The sequence below is a fragment of the Synechococcus sp. N5 genome, from assembly GCF_900473925.1.
GTDB lineage: Bacteria > Cyanobacteriota > Cyanobacteriia > PCC-6307 > Cyanobiaceae > Parasynechococcus.
The window spans coordinates 97,437-117,691 of sequence record NZ_UCNI01000008.1; the positions used below are offsets into that span (position 1 = coordinate 97,437).

Consider the following 20,255-nt stretch of genomic DNA (forward strand, 5'->3'; position numbering starts at 1 on the left):
GAGTCCGGCAGGGACTCTGGCTTTGATGCTCAACACTTGGTCGACGATCAGTCGGTGACAACACCCTCAATTCGATCCTCAACCTCCTGGTACAGCTCCTGAAGCTGCTCGATGTTTTCATCCGAGGTCTCCCAGTATCCGCGGCCATGCACCTCGAGCAGGGTGCCCACGATCTGACGGAAGCTGTTGGGGTTGAGTTCCAGCAGACGCTTGCGCATCTCGGGATCGTTGATGAAGGTTTCGTTGGCTTCTTCGTAGACGAAGTTGTCAACGGCACCGCTGGTGGCACTCCAACCCAAGGTGAAGTTGAGGCGCTTGGCCACCTCACGCACACCCTCGTAGCCGGAGTCGAGCATGCCTTCGTACCACTTGGGATTCAGCAGCTTGGTGCGTGAATCCAGGCGGATGGTTTCACTCAGCGAACGCACCTGCGCGTTGGCCGTTGTGGTGTCGGCGATGTAGCTGGTAGGAGCTTTGCCGTCATCACGAAGGCCAGCGATCAACTTGGTGGGATCGGAGTCGAAGTAGTGGCTCACATCGGTAAGAGAGATCTCAGCCGAATCGAGGTTCTGGAAGGTGACATCCGCGGTCTTCATCACGTTCTCGAACACCTCCCGCTTCTGATTCATCTCACCGGGGTTGTCGGCATTGAAGGCGAAGGTCTTGCGGGAGAGGTACATCTCCTGAAGCTCACCTTCCTCCTCCCAGGTGCTGTTCTCCACTGCGAGGTTCACGTTGGAGCTGTAGCTGCCGCTGGCATTGGAGAACACCCGGCAGGCCGCATCACGCAGGGTCGTGCCTTCTTTCTCCGCCTGCTCGAGGGCGTGCTTACGAACGAAGTTCTGCTCCAGAGGCTCGTCGGCCTCGGCAGCCATCTTCACGGCCTGATCGATCAGAGCCATCTGGTTGATGAACAGATCGCGGAACACACCGGAGCAGTTCACCACCACATCAACGCGAGGGCGGCCGAGTTCTTCCAGGGGAATCAACTCAAGCTTGTTGACCCGACCCACGGAGTCCGGCATCGGCTTGACGCCAACGAACCAGAGGATCTGAGCTAGGGATTCGCCGTAGGTCTTGATGTTGTCGGTTCCCCAGAGCACGCAGGCGATGGTTTCGGGCCAGGTGCCCTGCTCCTCACGCTGACGCTCAATCAACTTGTCGACAACACTCTTGGCTGCAGCCACCGCGGCACGGGTGGGGATCGCCTGCGGGTCGAGGGCGTGGATGTTCTTGCCGCTGGGCAGCACACCAGGATTTCGGATCGGATCACCACCGGGGCCCGGAAGGATGTATTCACCATCGAGAGCCTTCAGCAGACTCTCCATCTCCATGTCGGCGCACACCTGCTCAAGGCAGAAGCGCAGATAGGCAAAGAGCTTGTCGAGCTCGGTGGCATCGATCTGCACGAAGCCAGCACTGCAGCAGGCCCGCAACCAAGGCGAGGGAAGCTTGAAGCCGAACTTGGCCAGCAGGTCGTAGAACCAACCGAAGCTGTTGCGCAGGCTGACGCGACCATCACGGCCGGTGAGGGTGCGAACCATGGCGCCAATGGCAGCGCGGGATGTCTCCGTGATCGTGCGGTTGAGCTCTACATCGGCGAGGACGCCCTCGTCGTTGCCTTTGTAGATGTCTTCGATCGAGCGGCCCATCGCCTCAGCCAGCAGGCCGGGGAGTGAGCGCAGCCCATCCTCCTCACGCTCAAGAGCAGCGATGTTTACCAAGGTGGCAACGGCTTCCTCTGCGGTGGGAGGCTTGCCAATGGTGTGAAGGCCACAGGGAAGGAGACGGCTTTCGATCTCCATCAACTGGCGGTAAACGGCCCCCACCAGGGCATCACGACCCTCCAGGTCGAGGGTCGAGGCATCTTCCTCAGGAAGGTCAACGTCCTTATCGAGGTTGCACTGGCGTGCCGTCTCAATGATCGTGTTGACGATCTGAATCCCGCGGCCGCCCTCACGCAGCTGCTGGTAGGAGCCCACCAGCTCACCCAGTTCCTTCAGGCCCTTGTAAAGGCCAGCATTTTCAGCCGGAGGGGTGAGGTAGCTGATGGTGGAGGCATAACCCCGCCGCTTGGCGATGGTGGCCTCGGAGGGGTTGTTGGCGGCGTAGTAGTAGAGGTTGGGCAGCGCACCGATCAGTGAATCGGGATAGCAGGTTTCGCTCATGCCCATCTGCTTGCCGGGCATGAACTCGAGGGAGCCGTGGGTGCCGAAGTGGAGCACCGCATCAGCCTTCCAGATCTTCTGGAGATAGGTGTAGTAGGCGGCGAAGCCGTGGTGGGGGCTGGCGCTGCGGGAATAGAGCAGGCGCATCGGATCACCCTCGTAGCCGAAGGTGGGCTGAACGCCAACGAAAACGTTGCCGAAATGGCGACCGAAAACCAGCAGGTTCTGACCATCGCTGTTGAGGTTGCCCGGGGGCTTGCCCCAGTTCTCTTCGAGCCGTTCGGAGTAGGGCGTCAGACGCTCGTACTCCTCAACGCTCATGCGGTGGGCGATTGAAAGCTCCGGAGAGCCCTGCATGGCATCGGCGTCGTTGATGACGGCCTCCAACAGCTCACGAGGCGTGGAAGGCAGGTCCTGCACGTCGTAGCCCTTTGCCTTCATCTCCTGCATCACCCGATGGATGGAGCCGAAGACGTCGAGGTAAGCCGCCGTACCGACGTTGCCCTTGTCGGGAGGGAAGCTGAACACGGTGATCGCCAGCTTCTTCTCGTTGCGGGGCTTTATCCGCAGCGAAGACCAGCGGATGGCCCGCTCAGCGATGGCATCAACCCGGTCTTGAAGGGTGTGCGCCTTGCCGGTGGCATCGTCGCGACCCGAGAGAACGATGGGCTCGATGGCGCCATCCAGTTCCGGAATGGCGATCTGCAGGGCCACCTGCACCGGGTGCAGGCCAAGGTCGCTCTGTTCCCACTCCTGGGTGGTCTGGAAGACGAGGGGAAGCGCCACCATGTAAGGACGGTTGAGCTTCTTCAGCGACTCAATCGCCTTGGGGTGGTCCTGACGGGCCGGACCGCCGACCAGCGCAAAACCGGTGAGGGAGACGATGCCATCCACTAGGGGCTGCTCGGGATTCAGCGGGTCGTAGAAGAAAGCGTTGACCGGCTTGGAGAAGTCGAGACCGCCGCAGAAGATCGGAATCACGCGAGCGCCACGGAACTCCAGCTCCTGGATGGTGGCCACGTAATGGGCATCGTCACCGGTGACGATGTGGCTGCGCTGCAGCACCAAACCGATTACCGGCCCTTTGCGGGCTTCTTCAGAAAGGTCGGTGCGGCTGGAGGTCCAGTTCAGATATTCCTTGAGGTCCTCGAACATCGAGGGAGCCAGGGGGTGCCAGATGCCGAGGTCGGGGAACACTTCGGGCTCCGCCACCTTCATTGCCGGGCGCTCCTCGCCATCTGCAGCTGGGAAGACGTATTTGTCTGCCAGCATCAACAGGAAGTTGCGCAGGTTGTCGGGGGTTCCACCCAGCCAGTACTGGAAGCTGAGCATGAAGCTGCGGGCATCCTGCGCCTTCTCAACGGGCAGGTACTTGAGAACGGTGGGCAGCGTGTTCAGCAGCTTGAGCATCGCGTCCTGGAAACCAGCACCTCCGGCTTCCTTCCGCTTCTTCATGAAGCCTGCGATGGCGCTCTTGCTCTGACCGAGCTGGGCCATCGAGAAGCTGCCCAGCTTGTTGAGACGCATCACCTCCGGCATGGACGGGAAGACCACAGCCGCCTTGAGTCGGTCGCGGTGTGGGGCGACGGCGTCCACAACCTTCTGAGCCAGATCTTCGATGAAGATCAAGGAGGCCACAAAGACATCAGCCTCAGCCACATCGGCACAGAAGCCGGCGTAGTTGTCGTCGTCGCGGAGTTCTTCGATCAGATAGCCGCTGAGCTCGATCCCGAGATCGCCACCCGATGCATTGAGAGCCGTCGCTGCCTGGGTGAGAGCGTTTTGGTACTGGGGCTCCAAAACCACATAAACCGCCTTCATGACGGACTTGTGGTTCTGGCCCTCCACAGGAGCAACGCGGCGATCGGCGGAGCGGACCTGTGTGAACATCAGCGCGCTTTGAGCAATGTGAAGAACCTTACGGCGACTGGCCCTTAGGGCGCGAGGATTTCTGATCGGCCGTTACACGAGCCGACCCATAGGCTTTGAAGCGTCTGCTGCGCTTTCATGACCGCTCCGATTCCCGTCGTTGTTGCCGGTGCCTTGGGGCGCATGGGCGCCGAGGTGATCAAGGCTGTGGTGGGAGCCGAAGACTGCAGCCTGGTTGGCGCCATCGACAACACCCCCGGCAAAGAAGGGGCAGACGTGGGTCTGGAGCTAGGCCTTGGCGAGCTGGAGGTGGCCGTGACGGCTGATTTCGAAGGCTGTCTCTGCGCTGTGAGCCAATCGGTGCGGGACAGCGGCAGCGGCGCCGTGTTGGTGGATTTCACCCACCCCTCAGTTGTTTATGAGCACACCCGCGCGGCGATCGCCTACGGCGTTCACCCCGTGATTGGAACCACAGGGCTCTCGCCGGAACAACTCAACGACCTCACCGAGTTCTCGGCCAAAGCGTCCGTGGGTGGGGCCGTGATCCCCAATTTCTCTGTGGGCATGGTGCTGTTGCAGCAGGCGGCAGCCGCAGCGGCACGCTTCTACGACCACGCCGAGCTGACGGAGTTGCACCACAACCGCAAAGCGGATGCCCCCAGCGGCACCTGCATCAAAACCGCTGAGCTCATGGAGGAGCTGGGCAAGAACTTCAATCCCGAGGAAATGGATGAGAACGAATCCCTGGCGGGCTGCCGCGGCGGACAGCGGGACAGCGGCCTGCGGCTGCACTCCGTGCGGCTGCCGGGCCTGGTGGCTCACCAGGAAGTGATGTTCGGTGCCCCAGGGGAGACCTACACCCTGCGTCACGACACCATTGATCGTTCCGCCTACATGCCAGGGGTGCTGCTCACGGTGCGCAAGGTGGGCAGCCTCGGCAGCCTTGTGTACGGCCTTGAGCGCCTGATCTGAAGGCGACACCATGCTCATTCCCCTCCGCCCCGGTGAACTGCAACGGCTGATCCCCGCTGTTGCCACCGGCAACCAGTTCCGCTTTGCCCTCGGCAACCCCCAGGAGGTGCTGCAGCGCCTGATGATCGCCGCCATCGGTGGAGTGATCACGTTCCTGATCTACAACCAGGCGCAGCTCGGCAGCCGCTGGGGCCCTGTCTGGCTGGTGATCAGCGTTGTGTTCTTCCTGTATGTGCTGTGGGGCCCGATCGTGCAGGCCGGCCAGCGCAACGCCACCCTGCGGCGCTATCCCGCGGCTGCCCTGTTTGAGGGCGAGGTGGCGGACGTGATCACGCGTGAGCGGGTGGAAAACCGCCACGAGCAGGCCGACAGCCGCGGGCGGCTGGAACTCGTGGAGAACCGACGCACCTGGATGCTGCTCGAACTCGAAGACGAGGAGGGTTACCTCGGCAGGGTGGCCTTTCCGATGGAAAAGAAGCACCAGTCAATCCGCCGCGGCAGCCTGATCCGCTGCCTGGTGCTGAGCGAGCGCAAGGATTTCTCAAAGATCGGAGCCCTCAGCGATGCCTGGCTGCCGGGCATGCGGATGTGGGTTGGCGAGTACCCCTTCCTGCTCCGTCCCGCCTTTGAGGAGCTCTGCCAATTGCGCCTGAACAGCCGGCGCTGAGCAGCCGGCGCCGAACAACCACTGCTGAACATTTCTTAAATCTGGTTTACACTTCTTAGCAATCAAGCGTCGGCATCCATGTCCCAGTCCTCTCCCACCACTCCCGTCGTGCGCGGTGCACAGGTCACCACGGAAGACGGTGGCCGCCTCAACGCCTTTGCCACGGAACCCCGCATGGAAGTGGTTGAAGCAACCCAGGGTTGGGGTTTCCACGATCGCGCCGAGAAACTGAACGGCCGCATGGCCATGCTCGGATTCATCGCTCTGCTGGCGACTGAACTGGCCCTGGGCGGCGAATCCTTCGTTCACGGGCTGCTCGGCCTGGGCTGATCGCCTCGCGCTGGATCGGAATGGCTGGCCAGACTCCCTGAATGGCTCCATTCCCTCCAGAGATTCATGTCTTGGGCGCTGGTCCCACCGGCGCCCTCACTGCTCTCGCCCTCGGCCTCCGTGGTCAGCGCGTGGTCCTGTTTGACCCGCTGACGGCATCGGAACTTCAAGCCAGAAGTCGGGCGTACGCCATCACCCATTCCAGCCGCAGGTTGTTGACCAACCTGGGCCTATGGCACGACCTACGCGAAACTTTGGTGCCTTTCCGCGAGCTTGATTTGCGGGATGGGGCCACCAACGCCCGCGTTCTCTTCATCGAGGACGACCTGGCATCAGCCAATCGACACCATGACGGCATCGGCTGGATCCTCGATCACCGGCCCTTGATGAAGTTGTTGCTGGCCCGGCTGGAGGCCAATGGCAACGTGGCCATGCACCTGGCCAAACCATGCCCTGATCCAAGCGCTGATGCCCTGATCGTGGCGGCTGACGGACCGCGCTCCCCCACACGGGAGGCCTGGGGCATCCGTCACTGGGGCATGCGCTATCGCCAGGGCTGCCTCACCGCCAAGGTGTCCCTGCGGGGACTCCCCCACGACAGGGCCTGCGAGTTGTTTCGCCCGGAAGGCCCTCTCGCCGTTCTGCCCTTGGGGCAGGGCACGTTCCAAGTGGTGTGGAGTGCACCCTGGCAGCGTTGCGAGCAGCGCAGCACACTGCAGCGCAGTGCCTTTCTCGATCAGCTGGCCGCTGTTCTTCCGAAGGGAATTGAACCGGATTTCCTTCTGGATCAACCCCGAGCCTTCCCACAACAATGGCTGCTGGCTCGCCGCTTGCATCGCGGACGGGGCGTGCTGATCGGCGAAGCGGGCCACCGCTGCCATCCCGTGGGTGGCCAGGGGCTCAATCTCTGCTGGCGTGATGTGGAAGGTTTGTTGCGCGCCGTGAAGCGGGGCGGCAGCGCCACAACAATCGCTCGGCGCTACGGGATGAGCCGTTGGCTGGACGTGCTTCAGGTGGGTGTGGCAACGGATCTTCTGGTGCGGGTGTTCTCCAACCGCCAACCGCTGTTGCTTCCCCTGCGGCGTTTAGCCCTGCTGCTGCTGAAACAGTTCTCGGGGCTGCGCCAACTCAGTCTGCGGGCCATGAGTGACGGCCCCATGCAGCTCTGGCGGGCCTTGCCAAACTGAGCCAAGCGCGGGTCGCGACCATGGTGATGTCCAGCCAGCGGCAACCCCCAGCAACAGACGCCTTGCTGCAATTTCTTCAGCGGCGTTTGGGGTTGAGTCCCAGCGCCCTGGAACTGGGGCAACGCCAGGCGGAACTGGAACAAGCCCCACTCCCGATCGTGCTGTGGAGCTTCGGGTTGTTGAGTTTGCAGCAGTTGGAAGACGTCTTCGACTGGCAGAACAGTCAGCCGTAGCGCAACAACGCTTCCACGGGCTGGCCTGCGGGCAAGGCCTGACGGCCTCCGAGCCCCTCCAGCTCGATCACAAAGGCAAAGCCCACCAAGCAACCGCCGGCCTGTTCCACCAGCTTTCCCGTCGCCGCAGCCGTTCCACCGGTGGCCAGCAGATCGTCCACCACCAGAACACGGGGTGAATTCTCAAAAGCATCGGCTTGAATCTCCAGCCGATCACTGCCGTACTCCAGGGCGTAGTCGAGACCCACCACCTCACCGGGGAGCTTTCCGGGCTTGCGCACAGGCACGAAGCCAAGCCGTCGGTCGCTGGCAAGGGGTGCCCCAAAAATGAAGCCCCGGGACTCGATCCCCACGATCAGATCAGGCTTCACCTGGTCGCAGAACTCACCCAGCTGTCGGATCACCTCAGCCATGGCCTCGGGCGACCGCAGCAGCGGATTGATGTCTCGAAACAGAATTCCAGGCTTGGGAAAGTCTGGAATTGAGCGAATGTGCGACTGAAGATCCAAATCCAGGTGACGCAATGGCGGTGCCCCTGGCATCATCGCAGCCATGAGGTTTGTCAAGGCCTAAAGCGTTGCGAACACTGGGTTGTAACTGGGTGATCGCAGAGTATTACGACCGGGTTCTACGACAATTAAACGACAGCTGAACTGAGATAGGGGGGGGGTCGCATGGGGGCTGCAGCATCCTTGCTCCTACGTATGAGAGCTTCGGAAATTTCTGCCGGATTTTGAGAGCATTGGATCAATGAGATCGTCCAACCACTTTGTTGGACTGCTTGTAGTGCGTAACGGCCAGTGGAAACTGCAGAACCTTCGAGCCTTCTGCTCAAATGCTTTTTCTATTGAGAAGCATGGCTTTGGATGTACGTACGCCTTTGTTGAAAGCATGTACCGGGATGTCTAGATAAATATTTTTTTGTTGCACATCTGAGGCGCGAAGCCTTAAATTACTTTAAACAAAATCAACGCAAATGAAATTTTTACTATTTTTGCTCTCCGTTGGGCTTTTTTCAGGTCAGGCTGCAACAGCAAGACCTTGGCTTTATGTCTCTACATTTGCCTATGGGGGGACTGGAGAAGAATGTCTGAATAATGCAGCTGATGCCTTGAGAGAGGAAGGATTTATAAGAGATTTTGATGTTAAAAGGTTCAAAGGAAAATCACGCAATGCGGGTGGACATGTCGATGGGAAGCTAAGAAATCATCCAGTAGTTGCCAAAATTGAGTGCGATCAATCATTAGGAGTTACTGGGCTAGCCGTAACAGGCATTGACAATAAACTTACATATGAAAAGTATTCAGCCCTTTTTGATAAGGAATGGTAGTTTCTGGCGGTTCTTTGCAAGTCAAGATGTAATTTGCTATGTTAAAAAAATTCCTTGGAAGCTCAGTTATTGCGGCAGGTGTAATTACTGGAAGTTATGCATTTGTATCCCCGTGGCTTGCATTGAAAGATTTTGCGCAGGCATTTGAGAATCAAGACACTAGAAAAATTGAAAAGCTTATTAACTTCCCTGAATTAAGGGAAGACATCAAAGTCACTGCCAAGGCTGCATTGATGAAAAGTGCAGCGGTCGAACTTGAAGGCGACCCCTTTGCAGCAATGAGAATAATGATGGCAAATGCCATCGTTGATCCAATTATTGATCAAATAGTTTCTCCAACTGGGCTACAGCTCTTGTTCTCTGCCAGAGAAATGTCAGGAGGCACAGATGGACTCCCTGAAAATATTAATACAATAGCAAAAGAATTGACTTCTTTTAGCGACCGTGATGAGAGCTATAAAGAAACTGATGGCGCCCAAGGCATAGAACTCAAAACTGACTACATCAGCATCAATGAATTTGAAGTGAAAATAACCAATTCAGAAATTCTAGATGAATCAGTTTCTGTCTATATGCGGCGCGAAGGCCTAGGAAAATGGAAAGTTAACGGAATTAGAGTTCCAGATTCTTTAGTGGAAAGATTGATGGATAGCTAGTTTTATGCAGCCAGCGACTTAAGCCCTAATTGACCTCATACTCAATCATCCGATCTCCATCCTCATCGATATAGCTTTCATATGTGATGGAAGTCTTGTCTCCATCAGTCCATATAGCTGATCCACTGCATGAAATTTTATTGTCAGATTTAGATAGAGTCTTAGGCTCTCTTATCTTGACAAGAGCATAACCCCTCGAGTGCCGATCTTCTTCAGACATTTCAACGATTTCTTCCCTCAAATTATCACAATCAGTAATGCTTTGATCTAGCTGGCTGCATCCAGAAACTGCTACAATTAATAATGCAGCCGAGATAGAGAAGCTAGAGTTCCTCATTTCATGAATTATATTTATAATTATTATAGCATATCTGAATAACTTGTTGAGCCCTGGTTGATTCTTACAGACTGGTTCTTAGCTGTATTTAAGCGGCAATACGCTGCTCCATGGGTGTGAAGTCCCATCCGATTGGTGACTGGATTGGATTCAGTTTTTTGTGTTCTTCATATAGATATTCGATTTCTTCACAGGCAGAGCAATAGGCAGACCATCCCGCCATTCGACGTGGATTTGCACGACCACGTTGGTCAATCGCCTGATCAACAGTGACTCCTTCTGTTTCTGCTTGTTCAAATGCGCTTAGCAATGGAATTTGTGCGTCGAGAACCTGGATGTCGAATCCTTCAAGAAGTTCTTTGGCATTTTTGGCTGCAGCTTCTTTGCGTGAATCAACTTTTACAAGAAGAGCAGCATAAGGGATCTTGTATTTGTTTATTGTCTGCGCCATTTCAATTGTCAATTCAATTGATCTGCTTTGGGTAGTTGTAGGCAGCAAAACAAAGTCAGCTCCTTCTACCAAATTCTTCATCTCTTCTTCGTTGGTGCTTGCTTGCCCATCTGTGATGACAATCTCAGCCAATCGAGTCGCTTTGGCTGCTGCTTCAATCGGGACAACTGGGCAAGGCAAAAGGCCTCTGGCGCCATAGGCAGTCGCAGATCTGTTGCGGTCGGCATCAACCAGGACGACCCGTTTTTGCTGATGGCTCCAGCTTGCGGCTATGTGAACGCTGCTACATGTTTTGGCGACACCACCTTTCTGACCAAAAACAGTGATGAACATCAGGCGGCAGCTAAGGACTTATTCGCAGGATCGCGTTTTTTCTACGGAAAGCAATACTTGGGTTAATCCTGCTTCAGTCCTGTCAGTGTCCCTAAGCTTTGGGTCCTGCGTTGTTATGGGGTTGGCTACACAAGCGATCCCCACAATTGGAGCTAGCCACTCGGTATGAAGTGCTGCCAGCACTGACATGTCAAAGGCATGCACCGCTGGGTAAGTCTTGTCTGCCACCCACAACATTCCAAAGGGAGCGTTGATCGCCAGCTGAAGCCGCTACCGCCACGTGATGACCTTCCAGGCCTTCTGAAGGATCGGGTTCTTGATCACGATTGAGCTGGACCAATGTTGTGCGGACCCTATCCAGCAATACGCCCGTATCGCTGATTAACCCATCACTTTCTCCAGTCATCCCTGTGTTGATAAATCAAGCAGCAGGCAGATCCTTCACCTCCGCACCGCCAAGGATGCAGGTGCTTCCAAGGACACCCAAAGACAGAGCCGCCGTCGCTCAGCGGACTCATCAACCGGCCAACTCAGAGCTCAAACGGAGTGCAGCTCCGAGCACCCACCCGCTTAGGAGCACGACAAGCAAGACGTAGAGAGACCGAATAGACAGCGGATGCTCATCAGGGTCCACCACTGATAAAAGATCCAAAGTCCTTTGTCGAGGTGATCCAGTCATTGGTTACACCCACCTACATCACTGATGCTCCTTGCAGCTCTTTCATTCTCAGTGATCGCCTCCTGCTACGACGGCGACACGTGCACCACCACAACAGGCGAACGGGGTCGACTGGCCTGCATCGACACCCCTGAACTAGTTGGGATGAGAGCTGAGCCAATGCCTGCAAAGGCTGCTCGCGACTTTCTGAGAAATCTTGTTGTGGGCAAGAAAGTCAGAATTCGACGTATCACCGAAGACCGCTACGGACGCACCGTGGCAGAGCTGTTCGTTGGGGAGAGGAACGTTCAGCGAGAGATGGTCGCCGCTGGTCACGCTGAGGTCTATCAGCGGTACGCTCATCAATGCCCCTGGACAGAAGTCGAGTAGGAAAACGAACGTCATCAAAGCCATGAGGTTTGTCAAGGCCTAAAGCACTGCAAAAACTGGGTTGTAACTGGGCTTTGGCCGAGTATTACGACTGGGTTCTACGACAGTTAAACGACAGCAGAACTGCGAAGGGGGGAGTATGGGGGCAGCAGCGCTCTGAGTCCTAAGTAAAAGTCTTTCAGAAATTTCTGCCATCTTTTGAAAGAAGAACTCCGTCGAAACCCTAAAAAGCCTGGATGAAGTGAACATGAAACCTATTTACCCTTAAATCCATCAGCCAAAAGCGAACTTCGATGTCTAGCGATGAACGTCAAGAGTTTATCTTTAACCGAGCAAATAGGAGCTTGGAAATTATCGCCTTATTCAAGACAAATCAATGGCATTCCGGTATATATATAGCGAACCCACGAAAGAACACAGGTGCCCAGATAAGAGCAAAATTAGCCTCGATCAAGGGGTAGTGTCATTGAAAGCAATTCATTGATGGCCATGACTGTCAAAATTCAATTCAAATGGCGGGTTGTATTTTCGTAAAAAAGCCATAATTACAGGAATAACAGGTCAAGACGGCAGCTAACTTGCCGAATTACTTTTAAGCAAAGGATATGAAGTCCACGGAATCAAGCGTAAAGCGAACAGCTTTAATACCGATCGAATCAATCATTTGTATCAGGATCCACACGAAGAGAATCAAAGACTAAAGCTACACTATGGAGACCTTACCGATAGCACGAATTTACTAAGGATCATTCAAGAGGTACAGCCGGAAGAAATTTACAATCTAGGGGCACAGAGCCACGTAGCCGTAAGCTTTGAATCTCCCGAATACACTGCCAATAGTGATGCCTTAGGAGCATTACGAATTCTAGAAGCCGTTAAAAACCTAGGGTTAACCCAAAAAACCCGTATATATCAAGCAAGTACAAGCGAATTATTTGGGTTAGTTCAAGAGACCCCACAACGCGAGACAACGCCCTTTTACCCGAGAAGCCCGTATGCAGTAGCGAAGCTATATGCCTACTGGATTATGGTGAGTCATATGGGATTTACGCATGTAACGGGATCCTGTTTAATCATGAAAGCGCTCGCAGGGGAGAAACTTTCGTCACAATGAAGGTCACTCGTGGTTTAGCTCGAATAAGTGCCGGACCAGAAGATTGTTTGTACATCGAAAATTTAGACTCATTACGCGACTGGGGACATGATCGTGACTATGTCTTGATGCAATGGCTAATGCTTCAGCAAGAAACTCCAGATGATTATGTCATCGCGACAGGGAGACAAGAAAGTGTACGTAGATTTATTGAGTTAACTGCAGAAAGAATTGGCTGGGGTGGCATCCTTTGGGAAGGTGAAAACTTAAATGAAACTGGTCGCCGCCTAGACACTAATGAAATAGTAGTCAAAATAGACAATCGTTACTTCCGCCCTGCCGAAGTCAATATGCTGCTCGGCGATGCCTCAAAAGCTCATGAAAAGCTTGGCTGGCAACCCACCACAACACTTGAAGAATTAGTTTCTGAAATGGTCGCAGAAGATCTACTTGAGGCGCAGAAAGAAGCTTTATTAAAGAGAGAGGGATACGACATCAATAATCCACAAGAATGAATCTACTAACGACTGAAGAGCGTATCGCAATTTTTGGATCGCGAGGTATGGCAGGTAGCGCTATATCTCGTGCGCTATTTCGACATGGATATGAGAACCAATTATTACCAGATCGATCACAAGTAGATTGTCTTGACAGGGTATCAGTAAGAGAATGGATGAAAAGCAATAGACCAGACATTGTTATTTTAACAGCCGCAAAAGTTGGCGGCATAAAAGCGAATAATGATTTCCCGGCTGATTTCTTGATTGAAAACCTGAAGATTCAAACCAATGTGATTGAAAATGCTTGGGAGTTTGGAGTTAGGCGCCTTTTATTTCTAGGCAGTAGTTGCATATATCCAAAGATCACGGAACAGCCAATACGCGAAGAAGCTTTGCTTACAAGTCCTCTTGAAGCGACAAATCAATGGTATGCAATTGCAAAAATTGCTGGAATTAAGCTATGTGAGTCTCTACGTATCCAGCATAACTTTGACGCCATTTGCCTCATGCCAACAAATCTATATGGGACTGGTGACAATTACCATCCAACTAAAAGCCATGTGATTCCTGCATTAATTAGACGTTTTCATGAAGCAAAGGTTCAAAATAATTCTACGGTAGTTTGCTGGGGATCTGGGTCTCCCCTACGAGAATTTCTTCATGCAAATGATCTAGGCGAAGCTTGTGTATTTTCTCTTGAAAATTGGAGCTCGTTAGCTGAAAATGCTCCTTGTGATGATCGTGGTGCTCCACTTACTTTCCTTAATGTTGGAACTGGTATTGATATAACAATACAAGATCTATCCCAAAAAATTGCCGAGATTGTTGGATTCAACGGGAAAATATTGTGGGATACAAGTAAACCTGACGGAACTCCTCAAAAACGACTAGATGTAAGTCGCCTTAAAAGAATGGGCTGGAGGTCGTCTATTCCTTTAAGCGATGGTCTAGCGATGGCTTATCAAGATTTTCAAAATGAATTGGCTGGTAAACGACTTCGCGAATAGACAAGGATTAGCCAAAATAAAGCTATAAATCTTTTTCGCTATTAATTTTTAGCGACCAACACCCAAGGCAATAAATCATCATTGGAATACAACACGCTTAGATCTCCTGGAGGCAGCAAGTGAATATCTCTTTCATTAATCCAAGCCAAATCTCCTTCCGACATTCCTTCGTTACTGATAAGCGAGTGATTAAGATTTTTCATAGCCAAGGCGATTAAAATTCTTTTTTTTGAATCACTAGCCTCTAGCCCACTACTAGTCTTCACAAACGAAACCCTCTGATCTTTCACTATCTGCATAACATCATAGTTACTCGATAAAGCATTCCTTATTAGAGGATTTCTATCAGTCAGAAGACCTCCTTGAGTCAAAGCAACCATCACAACCCACTGACACAAAATTAATCGGACAAAAATACGATAACCACTCTCGCGCCAATCCAACAAAATCCAGGTGATCGACAAGGTCACCAGAACAAACAATATTAGGACAAAAATATTTGTATCTACAACTAAAAGGCTGTTTAAGCGTGTGAGCAAAAGTGTTACCGCACCCAAAAACAAGCAAATTCCTAGAATTTTAATAAACCCGATCACTCGCCTTCGAACGGCATGATGCGTGGTCAATAAAACTGCTGAGTACGCAGCAAGAATTGAAATGTATGGCGTTAACTGGAGGCCATAATATGTTGTTTTTGTCTTAAAGCAACTAAGCAGAAAAGCCAAAAGCAAAGGATATCCAATGAACACGAACAATCGATCATCTCTCCAATTCCTTATTCCATAGACGAATGGGTGAATAGCAAATATAAACCATGGCAATGTAAACAGAGGGATATTCCACATATAGTAGAAAGGGCCTTTAGCAAATATATTTTCACCCGAAAGATAAAGCAACTTATTAAATAAATCGGAAACCACTGTATATCCATACTTGTTGATAGAAAAAGCAATCCAAGCAAAGGCTGGCAGCCAGCCGGCAACGAAACCAATTAAAAATAATCTGGAGGTAAGTAAATACCTCTTTCTCCACAAAACAAAAGGAACAATTGCTATTGCAGGCAAAAATATCATAAATCCTTTTAGCAAAAATCCAATCCCCATCCACATCCCTGAAATCACATGGAACACACCAGGTTTTTCTTTTTCTGCTTTTGAAATTGAATATATTCCTACGAGTTCTATGGCGAGAAGTGGGATATCCTGGGTAGCCAGATGTATATGATCAAGAAATATTGGCGAGAGGAATAATATTGCAGCACTTATCGAAGCCACCTGAACGCCAAAATACCTCTTCGACAATAAATATGTTAAGCATAAGGAGATCAGACCAAAAATCAGTGATGGAATATGCGACGACCATGATGTATATCCAAATATTTTTTGAGAACTAGCAATAATCCATTGAGCCCCAATTGTCCTATCAAATACTGGAGCGCCCCACGACATTGGAGCCAACCAATTGCCGCTATCAAGAATTGCTCTGGCCTGAAGAATATAATACCCCTCATCATGCGCCATGAAACTACGGGGGCGAATACTAAAAATCAGAGGAACTATTGATAGGAGAGACAGCCATTCTTTGCTAAAATTCCTCTTAACCCTTCCATCCCTCATATTACGCACTTAATAAATTAGTGAAGTCCAATCGTATCGCATAAGGACAAAGAATCCATTCACTTTGAAAAGTCTTATCCATCCTGGTGAATTTATGCATTGCGCGTAATGCCAAGGATACGGCAAAAGCGCTAACCCAGGCCCGAATCCTCTACTAGCTGGGAGATGTAGAGCTTTATCTCATCTGACCCAACAAAGTCCTCGTGACAGTGCATAAAACCACGAGGATGAGTCATTCCAGCTACACCCTGCGCATCGAGGCCAAAACCCTGCGCCTAGAGACCCATAACCAACTTCCTTCATGACCAAACCCAGCGAGCAAACCCACTTCCGCCAGCGCAACCGCACCTTTTACACGGATCTGGAGCGGCTGCATCAAGTGCTGGTGTCGCCTGGACTGCGAGTGCTGGAGATGGGTTGCGGCACTGGTGATCTGCTTGCTCACCTGAAACCATCCCATGGGGTTGGGATTGAGCTGGACCCAGAGGTGGCCGCTGTTGCACGGGAGCGGCATCCACAGCTTCGGATACTCGCGACCAACGCCGAGACCATGACCCCGCAAAGCATCGGCGAGACACAACCATTCGATGTAATCCTCCTACCCAACACCCTGAATACGCTGCAGGATGTGCAGGGGGTGCTGGAGCGTCTTGAGGCTTTTTGTCACCCGCGGACCCGCCTGGTGGTGAGTTTCCACAATTGGCTTTGGCAACCGATGCTGAAGGCGGCCGAGCACCTGGGTCAGCGACAACCACAGCCCCCAGAAAGCTGGCTGACCCCCAACGACGTCCGTAACCTCCTGGATCTTGCGAGCTGGGAGGTGCTTAAAGAGGGGCATCGCTGCCTAATCCCCCGACAGATTCCGCTTCTCACCCCAATAGCCAACCGTTGGCTGAGCCAACTGCCGCTGATCAACAACCTGGGATTGACTCACTGGATGGTGGCTAGACCCGCCCGGCAACAGCGCCAGGAACCAAGCGTCAGCGTGGTCATCCCCGCACGTAACGAAGCCGGAAACATCGCCCCAGCAATTGAACGGCTCCCGTCACTGGGACGTTTCACCGAAGTGATCTTTGTCGAGGGCCATTCCTCCGACAACACCTGGGACGAAATCGAGCGAGTCTGCAAGAACTACCAGGGGCCGATGCGCCTAAAGAAATTCCGCCAGACAGGCAAGGGGAAAGCCGATGCAGTTTGGCTCGGTTTCGATAAAGCGGAAGGTGATGTACTAATGATCCTCGACGCTGATCTGACAGTCAGACCAGAGGATTTGCCGCGTTTCGCGCAGGCACTAGCGGATGGTCGCGGTGAATTCGTCAACGGCTGCCGTCTTGTCTACCCACGCAGCTGGGAAGCGATGCCGCCGCTGAATACCGCAGCCAACCGTTTTTTTGCAGCAGCCTTCTCCTGGTTGCTGCGCCAACGGCTTAAGGACACCCTGTGTGGCACCAAAGTGATCTGGAGGAGTGACTACGAACGGCTGAAGCAAGGTCGCAGTTACTTCGGAGACTTCGACCCATTTGGAGACTTTGACCTGCTCTTTGGAGCCAGCAAGTTAAACCTAAAGATCGTCGAGGTCCCGGTCCGATACCAAGAACGCAGCTATGGCAGCTCGAACATCGCCCATGTCAAAGAGGGTTTGATCTTGCTGCAAATGTGCCTATACGCCGCCCGCAAGTTGAGGTTCATTCCCTGATGGGGCGCCGTTGGCTTTTCGGACTAGTAGCAGCATTAGCAATCTACCTTGGGCTCACCACCGCCTTTGGCATTCAAGAGGTCAGTACGACCCTCGGCAAGCTTCCCTGGCACTGGTGGATTTTGGCCCCAGCAATTTGCCTAGGGGGTCATCTGTTTCTTCTTGGTCGTTGGTGCTACTACCTAAACCAACTTGGGTTTCCACTACGCCTTAAACCCGCCGCGAAAATTTATGCAGAGGGTCTTGCCCTGATCGCAGCTCCAGGTCGTAGTGGCGAAGCAGTCCGCGGAGTATGGCTTCAACGTCGCCACGGCTTTCCAGTGACCGTAGGCGTTGGCATCACTCTGGCTGAACGATCGGCTGATCTGGCCAGTGCCCTATTAGTGCTCAGCTGGGGCCTTAAGGAACGGGCCTGGATCGCCATGGTGATTTGCCTTGCCTTTCTGGGTATTGGCGGCTGGGTATTGACTCACCCGAGAGTCTTGCGACGAATAGAACATTGGCTCGAGATATTGCCACTACATCAGCGCTGGAGCCATCTCATTCGCTTTCTGCATGAAGCCCTTCTCGCCCTGAGCCGGGTTCGCCAATTGATGAAACCCAAACCGCTCATCGTCGGCACTCTTTTGGCCGGCATTTGCTGGATGTTCGAAGCGGGGCTTCTAGTAGCGCTCTATCAAGCCCTAGGGACAGACTTAAGCCTGCATCAAGCCGCAGTCATTCGAACGGCGACCGGCTTAGGCGGAGTCATCTCGCTATTACCGGCAGGTTTGGGCACTAGTGAAGCGACCTCAATTGGCCTTGCAATGCTCTATGGGGCCGATCGCTCTGAAGCCCTGGCAGTCACCTTGCTGCTACGCCTCTGCACCCTCGTCATTCCGTGCCTGGTCGGCGTGCTTGCTCTGATGAATGGAAGAGAAGAAGCTGATGAGAAAGCAAAAGGAACATAAAGAAAATGCAGTCGGTATTTCCTGCCCTTGCGGCAAGACTTGCTTTAAACGTCGGGGAAGCTTCAGCCGGGAGAACGTACGCTGAGCCGATGCTGAGTGTGCTGACGAGCCAAGGGCAACATGACTGCAATTCAGAGCCATGCATCAACTAAGCCATGTGGTTTGTCAAGGCCTAAAGAGTTGTAAACACAGGGTTGTGACTGGGTTCTAACGGAGTGTTACGACAGGGTTCTACGACAGTTAAACGACAGCAGAACTCCAAAGGGGATATGGGGGCTGCAGCGTCATTGCTCGTAAGTAAAAGACCCTCAGAAATTTCTGGTGAAACTTGAAAGGTCTGCCACAGCCTCCTGCTTTCTTAAGGCAACTTCCGCTGCCGACTCCCTCCCTCCTGCAATAATACAGTTGTACCAGCAAGAGGCGTGCGTCGGTTGGCCACGCGAGCGGTGTTGCAGCGACCAAGCCGGATCCCGTCATGCCTGCACGTCCATCCAGGCATGACGATGATCGTTGATGACGGCAGCGACTGGCGGATGGCTGACGTGATCTGGGTGGATGGCGGTGCCAGAAACCCCAGGGTCCCCACGCTGTTCCAGGTGGCAGACGTGGACACGGGCACCATCACCTGGGTAAACGCCGACCTCGTGACCCACATCGTTCCGATGACCTGAATCACTGGCATCCTTGGCGTATGGATACGAACAGGGCGACCACACTGATGACCCGCGCCGCTTGGAGCGCGGTAATCGCTTTACCAGTCCTTTTGTTGGTGAACTCGTTAGAGGAGAAAGAGGCTTTAAGAGAGTGCTTGATGGAAGAGCTGATGGGAGAGCACAGCGACAGACAAGCTGCCGAGGCCTCTTACAGGTTCAGAGGGGCAGGCGGCGATAACGACATCAGCACCTCGCTTGAGATTGCACGCCTGAACTGCAAAAGCGGTCGCAAACCCATTGCCTACTGAACAGTCATCATCTCCTTCACGCATTCGGCCACTCCTACCCCAACACCACAGGCGAGACGATGTGGCAGAAGGAGATGGACTGGGCTCCCGAAGCTGGCTAATTACGTGACGGCAGCCCCCTCTATCGGCGGGGCTGCCTTCCAACAGCCGTTACCGAATCAAAGATGCGGGACTACGGAACTGCGAGGAGAAACTTGTTCGCCCCGAGCGATGCGGTCCGCTTCATAACGCTGCCGACGAGTTCTGTAACCAAGTGCAATGCACTGAATCTTTACCGTTAATGGAAGACGGGGTTAAGCGCAGAAAGCCAGCCCCCATACACAGTTGTCGTGGGATGTGGACTGGATTGTCTGCCCGCTAACGGGTCGCTCTCCCGTGCTGCCGCGATGACTCACTCAGCCGTAGAGGAGATGTCGCAGGAACCATTGATAGGGAATCTCCAGTGGTGCTGCACACCATTTTTCGGAGACCTTTGGGATCAAGGATTTCTTCCGTGAAGGTCCGATAAGCATGTCGCGATGGCTACAGAAAGTCGTTGTACAGGCCCCTAATGCCTACTGGCCCAACGCCGTAGGCGAAACTGAGAAAAGGAATCAGCTTTGTATGGACGACCGCTTGAAGGTCGCTATCAGCGCGGTACTCATTGCGGCAATCTTTGTAACCGCAGCTGGCGGTAACTGGTTGACGTTCCTTTTCTTCGCCGCCATGGCGGTCACTGTGACTTGGGAATTCGGCTGAGCAGTAGATGAAAAAACTCCTCCTGCTGTTGGTTGTTGCAGCATCCATCTGGGCTGGAATTGCTCTGGACCGAGCTGGTTGGAAGTACCGCAAGCAGCTTTGGCAATTTCAAG

General features: G+C 53.4%; 18 protein-coding genes and 1 pseudogene. 14 read left to right on the plus strand and 5 right to left on the minus strand.

The genetic code is table 11. The features are described from left to right. Nucleotides 1-47: 47 nt before the first annotated feature. Nucleotides 48-4,058: a magnesium chelatase subunit H gene (locus DXY03_RS09690; RefSeq protein WP_115010218.1), complete on the minus strand. Its 4,011-nt coding sequence runs from the start codon at nucleotides 4,056-4,058 to the stop codon at nucleotides 48-50. A gap of 117 nt (nucleotides 4,059-4,175) precedes the next feature. Between DXY03_RS09690 and dapB the strand changes: the two genes are divergently transcribed. The 5 genes from dapB (at nucleotide 4,176) to DXY03_RS09715 (ending at nucleotide 7,426) form a co-directional block, all read left to right on the plus strand. Beyond that, nucleotides 4,176-5,009 carry a 4-hydroxy-tetrahydrodipicolinate reductase gene (dapB, locus tag DXY03_RS09695; RefSeq protein WP_115010219.1) on the plus strand — a complete coding sequence of 278 codons (834 nt, stop codon included), beginning with the start codon at nucleotides 4,176-4,178 and terminating at the stop codon, nucleotides 5,007-5,009. Nucleotides 5,010-5,019: 10 nt separating this feature from the next. After that, entirely contained in the window at nucleotides 5,020-5,676 is a 657-nt protein-coding gene (locus tag DXY03_RS09700; RefSeq protein WP_115010220.1) for a hypothetical protein, read from the plus strand. A gap of 78 nt (nucleotides 5,677-5,754) precedes the next feature. Continuing rightward, nucleotides 5,755-6,006 (plus strand): high light inducible protein, encoded by a 252-nt coding sequence (locus DXY03_RS09705; RefSeq protein WP_114987899.1) that lies wholly within the window; start codon nucleotides 5,755-5,757, stop codon nucleotides 6,004-6,006. A gap of 41 nt (nucleotides 6,007-6,047) precedes the next feature. Continuing rightward, nucleotides 6,048-7,193 (plus strand): FAD-dependent monooxygenase, encoded by a 1,146-nt coding sequence (locus tag DXY03_RS09710; protein WP_115010221.1) that lies wholly within the window; start codon nucleotides 6,048-6,050, stop codon nucleotides 7,191-7,193. A gap of 20 nt (nucleotides 7,194-7,213) precedes the next feature. After that, a complete protein-coding gene (locus DXY03_RS09715) occupies nucleotides 7,214-7,426 on the plus strand; it encodes a DUF2949 domain-containing protein (RefSeq protein ID WP_115010222.1) in 213 nt (70 codons plus the stop codon). Here DXY03_RS09715 and DXY03_RS09720 read toward each other — a convergent pair. Further along, the gene (locus tag DXY03_RS09720) at nucleotides 7,417-7,971 is read right to left on the minus strand and encodes an adenine phosphoribosyltransferase (RefSeq protein WP_170952040.1); all 555 of its coding nucleotides are present in this window, start codon (nucleotides 7,969-7,971) and stop codon (nucleotides 7,417-7,419) included. The two genes, DXY03_RS09715 and DXY03_RS09720, sit on opposite strands and share 10 nt — an antisense overlap. Nucleotides 7,972-8,402: 431 nt before the next feature. On the opposite strand from DXY03_RS09720, the gene DXY03_RS11920 reads away from it, so the two are divergent. Further along, on the plus strand, nucleotides 8,403-8,756 hold the full coding sequence (locus tag DXY03_RS11920) for a hypothetical protein (RefSeq protein ID WP_136987675.1): 354 nt from the start codon (nucleotides 8,403-8,405) through the stop codon (nucleotides 8,754-8,756). Between the two features lie 38 nt (nucleotides 8,757-8,794). Further along, entirely contained in the window at nucleotides 8,795-9,412 is a 618-nt protein-coding gene (locus DXY03_RS09725) for a DUF2939 domain-containing protein (RefSeq protein ID WP_115010223.1), read from the plus strand. Between the two features lie 425 nt (nucleotides 9,413-9,837). Here the strand turns inward: DXY03_RS09725 and DXY03_RS09730 are convergent, their stop codons facing one another. Then, entirely contained in the window at nucleotides 9,838-10,533 is a 696-nt protein-coding gene (locus DXY03_RS09730) for a ParA family protein (RefSeq protein ID WP_115010224.1), read from the minus strand. A gap of 703 nt (nucleotides 10,534-11,236) precedes the next feature. On the opposite strand from DXY03_RS09730, the gene DXY03_RS09740 reads away from it, so the two are divergent. The 3 genes and pseudogenes from DXY03_RS09740 to DXY03_RS09750 all read left to right on the plus strand — a co-directional run bounded on the left by DXY03_RS09740 (nucleotide 11,237) and on the right by DXY03_RS09750 (nucleotide 14,181). Continuing rightward, on the plus strand, nucleotides 11,237-11,581 hold the full coding sequence (locus DXY03_RS09740) for a thermonuclease family protein (protein WP_115010225.1): 345 nt from the start codon (nucleotides 11,237-11,239) through the stop codon (nucleotides 11,579-11,581). Nucleotides 11,582-12,101: 520 nt separating this feature from the next. After that, nucleotides 12,102-13,189 (plus strand): annotated as a pseudogene (gene gmd / locus DXY03_RS09745) (GDP-mannose 4,6-dehydratase). Beyond that, a complete protein-coding gene (locus DXY03_RS09750) occupies nucleotides 13,186-14,181 on the plus strand; it encodes a GDP-L-fucose synthase (protein ID WP_115010226.1) in 996 nt (331 codons plus the stop codon). The pseudogene gmd and the gene DXY03_RS09750 overlap by 4 nt, the downstream one beginning before the upstream one ends. Before the next feature lie 41 nt (nucleotides 14,182-14,222). Here the strand turns inward: DXY03_RS09750 and DXY03_RS09755 are convergent, their stop codons facing one another. After that, nucleotides 14,223-15,701 carry a glycosyltransferase family 39 protein gene (locus tag DXY03_RS09755; protein ID WP_170952036.1) on the minus strand — a complete coding sequence of 493 codons (1,479 nt, stop codon included), beginning with the start codon at nucleotides 15,699-15,701 and terminating at the stop codon, nucleotides 14,223-14,225. A 397-nt stretch (nucleotides 15,702-16,098) separates the two neighbouring features. Here DXY03_RS09755 and DXY03_RS09760 point away from each other — a divergent pair, with 397 nt between their 5' ends. The 4 genes from DXY03_RS09760 (at nucleotide 16,099) to DXY03_RS09775 (ending at nucleotide 19,404) form a co-directional block, all read left to right on the plus strand. Next, complete coding sequence (locus DXY03_RS09760) at nucleotides 16,099-17,493, plus strand: glycosyltransferase (protein WP_115010228.1); 1,395 nt, start codon at nucleotides 16,099-16,101, stop codon at nucleotides 17,491-17,493. After that, nucleotides 17,493-18,443, plus strand: a complete 951-nt coding sequence (locus DXY03_RS09765; protein ID WP_115010229.1) for a lysylphosphatidylglycerol synthase transmembrane domain-containing protein — start codon at nucleotides 17,493-17,495, stop codon at nucleotides 18,441-18,443. The genes DXY03_RS09760 and DXY03_RS09765 overlap by 1 nt, the downstream gene beginning before the upstream one ends. Before the next feature lie 497 nt (nucleotides 18,444-18,940). Then, nucleotides 18,941-19,114, plus strand: a complete 174-nt coding sequence (locus DXY03_RS09770) for a DUF3104 domain-containing protein (RefSeq protein ID WP_244272407.1) — start codon at nucleotides 18,941-18,943, stop codon at nucleotides 19,112-19,114. Between the two features lie 47 nt (nucleotides 19,115-19,161). Further along, on the plus strand, nucleotides 19,162-19,404 hold the full coding sequence (locus DXY03_RS09775; RefSeq protein ID WP_136987677.1) for a hypothetical protein: 243 nt from the start codon (nucleotides 19,162-19,164) through the stop codon (nucleotides 19,402-19,404). Nucleotides 19,405-19,997: 593 nt separating this feature from the next. Here the strand turns inward: DXY03_RS09775 and DXY03_RS12500 are convergent. Beyond that, nucleotides 19,998-20,255, minus strand: a 258-nt coding sequence (locus tag DXY03_RS12500) for a hypothetical protein (protein WP_206749732.1), incomplete at its 5' end; no start/stop codon positions are given.

What these genes read in the sequence shown, in the direction of transcription:
- DXY03_RS09690 (WP_115010218.1), bottom strand. Translation starts at nt 4,058, where the DNA reads ATGTTCACACAGGTCCGCTCCGCCGATCGCCGCGTTGCTCCTGTGGAG.
- dapB (WP_115010219.1), top strand. Translation starts at nt 4,176, where the DNA reads ATGACCGCTCCGATTCCCGTCGTTGTTGCCGGTGCCTTGGGGCGCATG.
- DXY03_RS09700 (WP_115010220.1), top strand. Translation starts at nt 5,020, where the DNA reads ATGCTCATTCCCCTCCGCCCCGGTGAACTGCAACGGCTGATCCCCGCT.
- DXY03_RS09705 (WP_114987899.1), top strand. Translation starts at nt 5,755, where the DNA reads ATGTCCCAGTCCTCTCCCACCACTCCCGTCGTGCGCGGTGCACAGGTC.
- DXY03_RS09710 (WP_115010221.1), top strand. Translation starts at nt 6,048, where the DNA reads ATGGCTCCATTCCCTCCAGAGATTCATGTCTTGGGCGCTGGTCCCACC.
- DXY03_RS09715 (WP_115010222.1), top strand. Translation starts at nt 7,214, where the DNA reads ATGGTGATGTCCAGCCAGCGGCAACCCCCAGCAACAGACGCCTTGCTG.
- DXY03_RS09720 (WP_170952040.1), bottom strand. Translation starts at nt 7,971, where the DNA reads ATGATGCCAGGGGCACCGCCATTGCGTCACCTGGATTTGGATCTTCAG.
- DXY03_RS11920 (WP_136987675.1), top strand. Translation starts at nt 8,403, where the DNA reads ATGAAATTTTTACTATTTTTGCTCTCCGTTGGGCTTTTTTCAGGTCAG.
- DXY03_RS09725 (WP_115010223.1), top strand. Translation starts at nt 8,795, where the DNA reads ATGTTAAAAAAATTCCTTGGAAGCTCAGTTATTGCGGCAGGTGTAATT.
- DXY03_RS09730 (WP_115010224.1), bottom strand. Translation starts at nt 10,533, where the DNA reads ATGTTCATCACTGTTTTTGGTCAGAAAGGTGGTGTCGCCAAAACATGT.
- DXY03_RS09740 (WP_115010225.1), top strand. Translation starts at nt 11,237, where the DNA reads ATGCTCCTTGCAGCTCTTTCATTCTCAGTGATCGCCTCCTGCTACGAC.
- DXY03_RS09750 (WP_115010226.1), top strand. Translation starts at nt 13,186, where the DNA reads ATGAATCTACTAACGACTGAAGAGCGTATCGCAATTTTTGGATCGCGA.
- DXY03_RS09755 (WP_170952036.1), bottom strand. Translation starts at nt 15,701, where the DNA reads ATGGCGCATGATGAGGGGTATTATATTCTTCAGGCCAGAGCAATTCTT.
- DXY03_RS09760 (WP_115010228.1), top strand. Translation starts at nt 16,099, where the DNA reads ATGACCAAACCCAGCGAGCAAACCCACTTCCGCCAGCGCAACCGCACC.
- DXY03_RS09765 (WP_115010229.1), top strand. Translation starts at nt 17,493, where the DNA reads ATGGGGCGCCGTTGGCTTTTCGGACTAGTAGCAGCATTAGCAATCTAC.
- DXY03_RS09770 (WP_244272407.1), top strand. Translation starts at nt 18,941, where the DNA reads ATGACGATGATCGTTGATGACGGCAGCGACTGGCGGATGGCTGACGTG.
- DXY03_RS09775 (WP_136987677.1), top strand. Translation starts at nt 19,162, where the DNA reads ATGACCCGCGCCGCTTGGAGCGCGGTAATCGCTTTACCAGTCCTTTTG.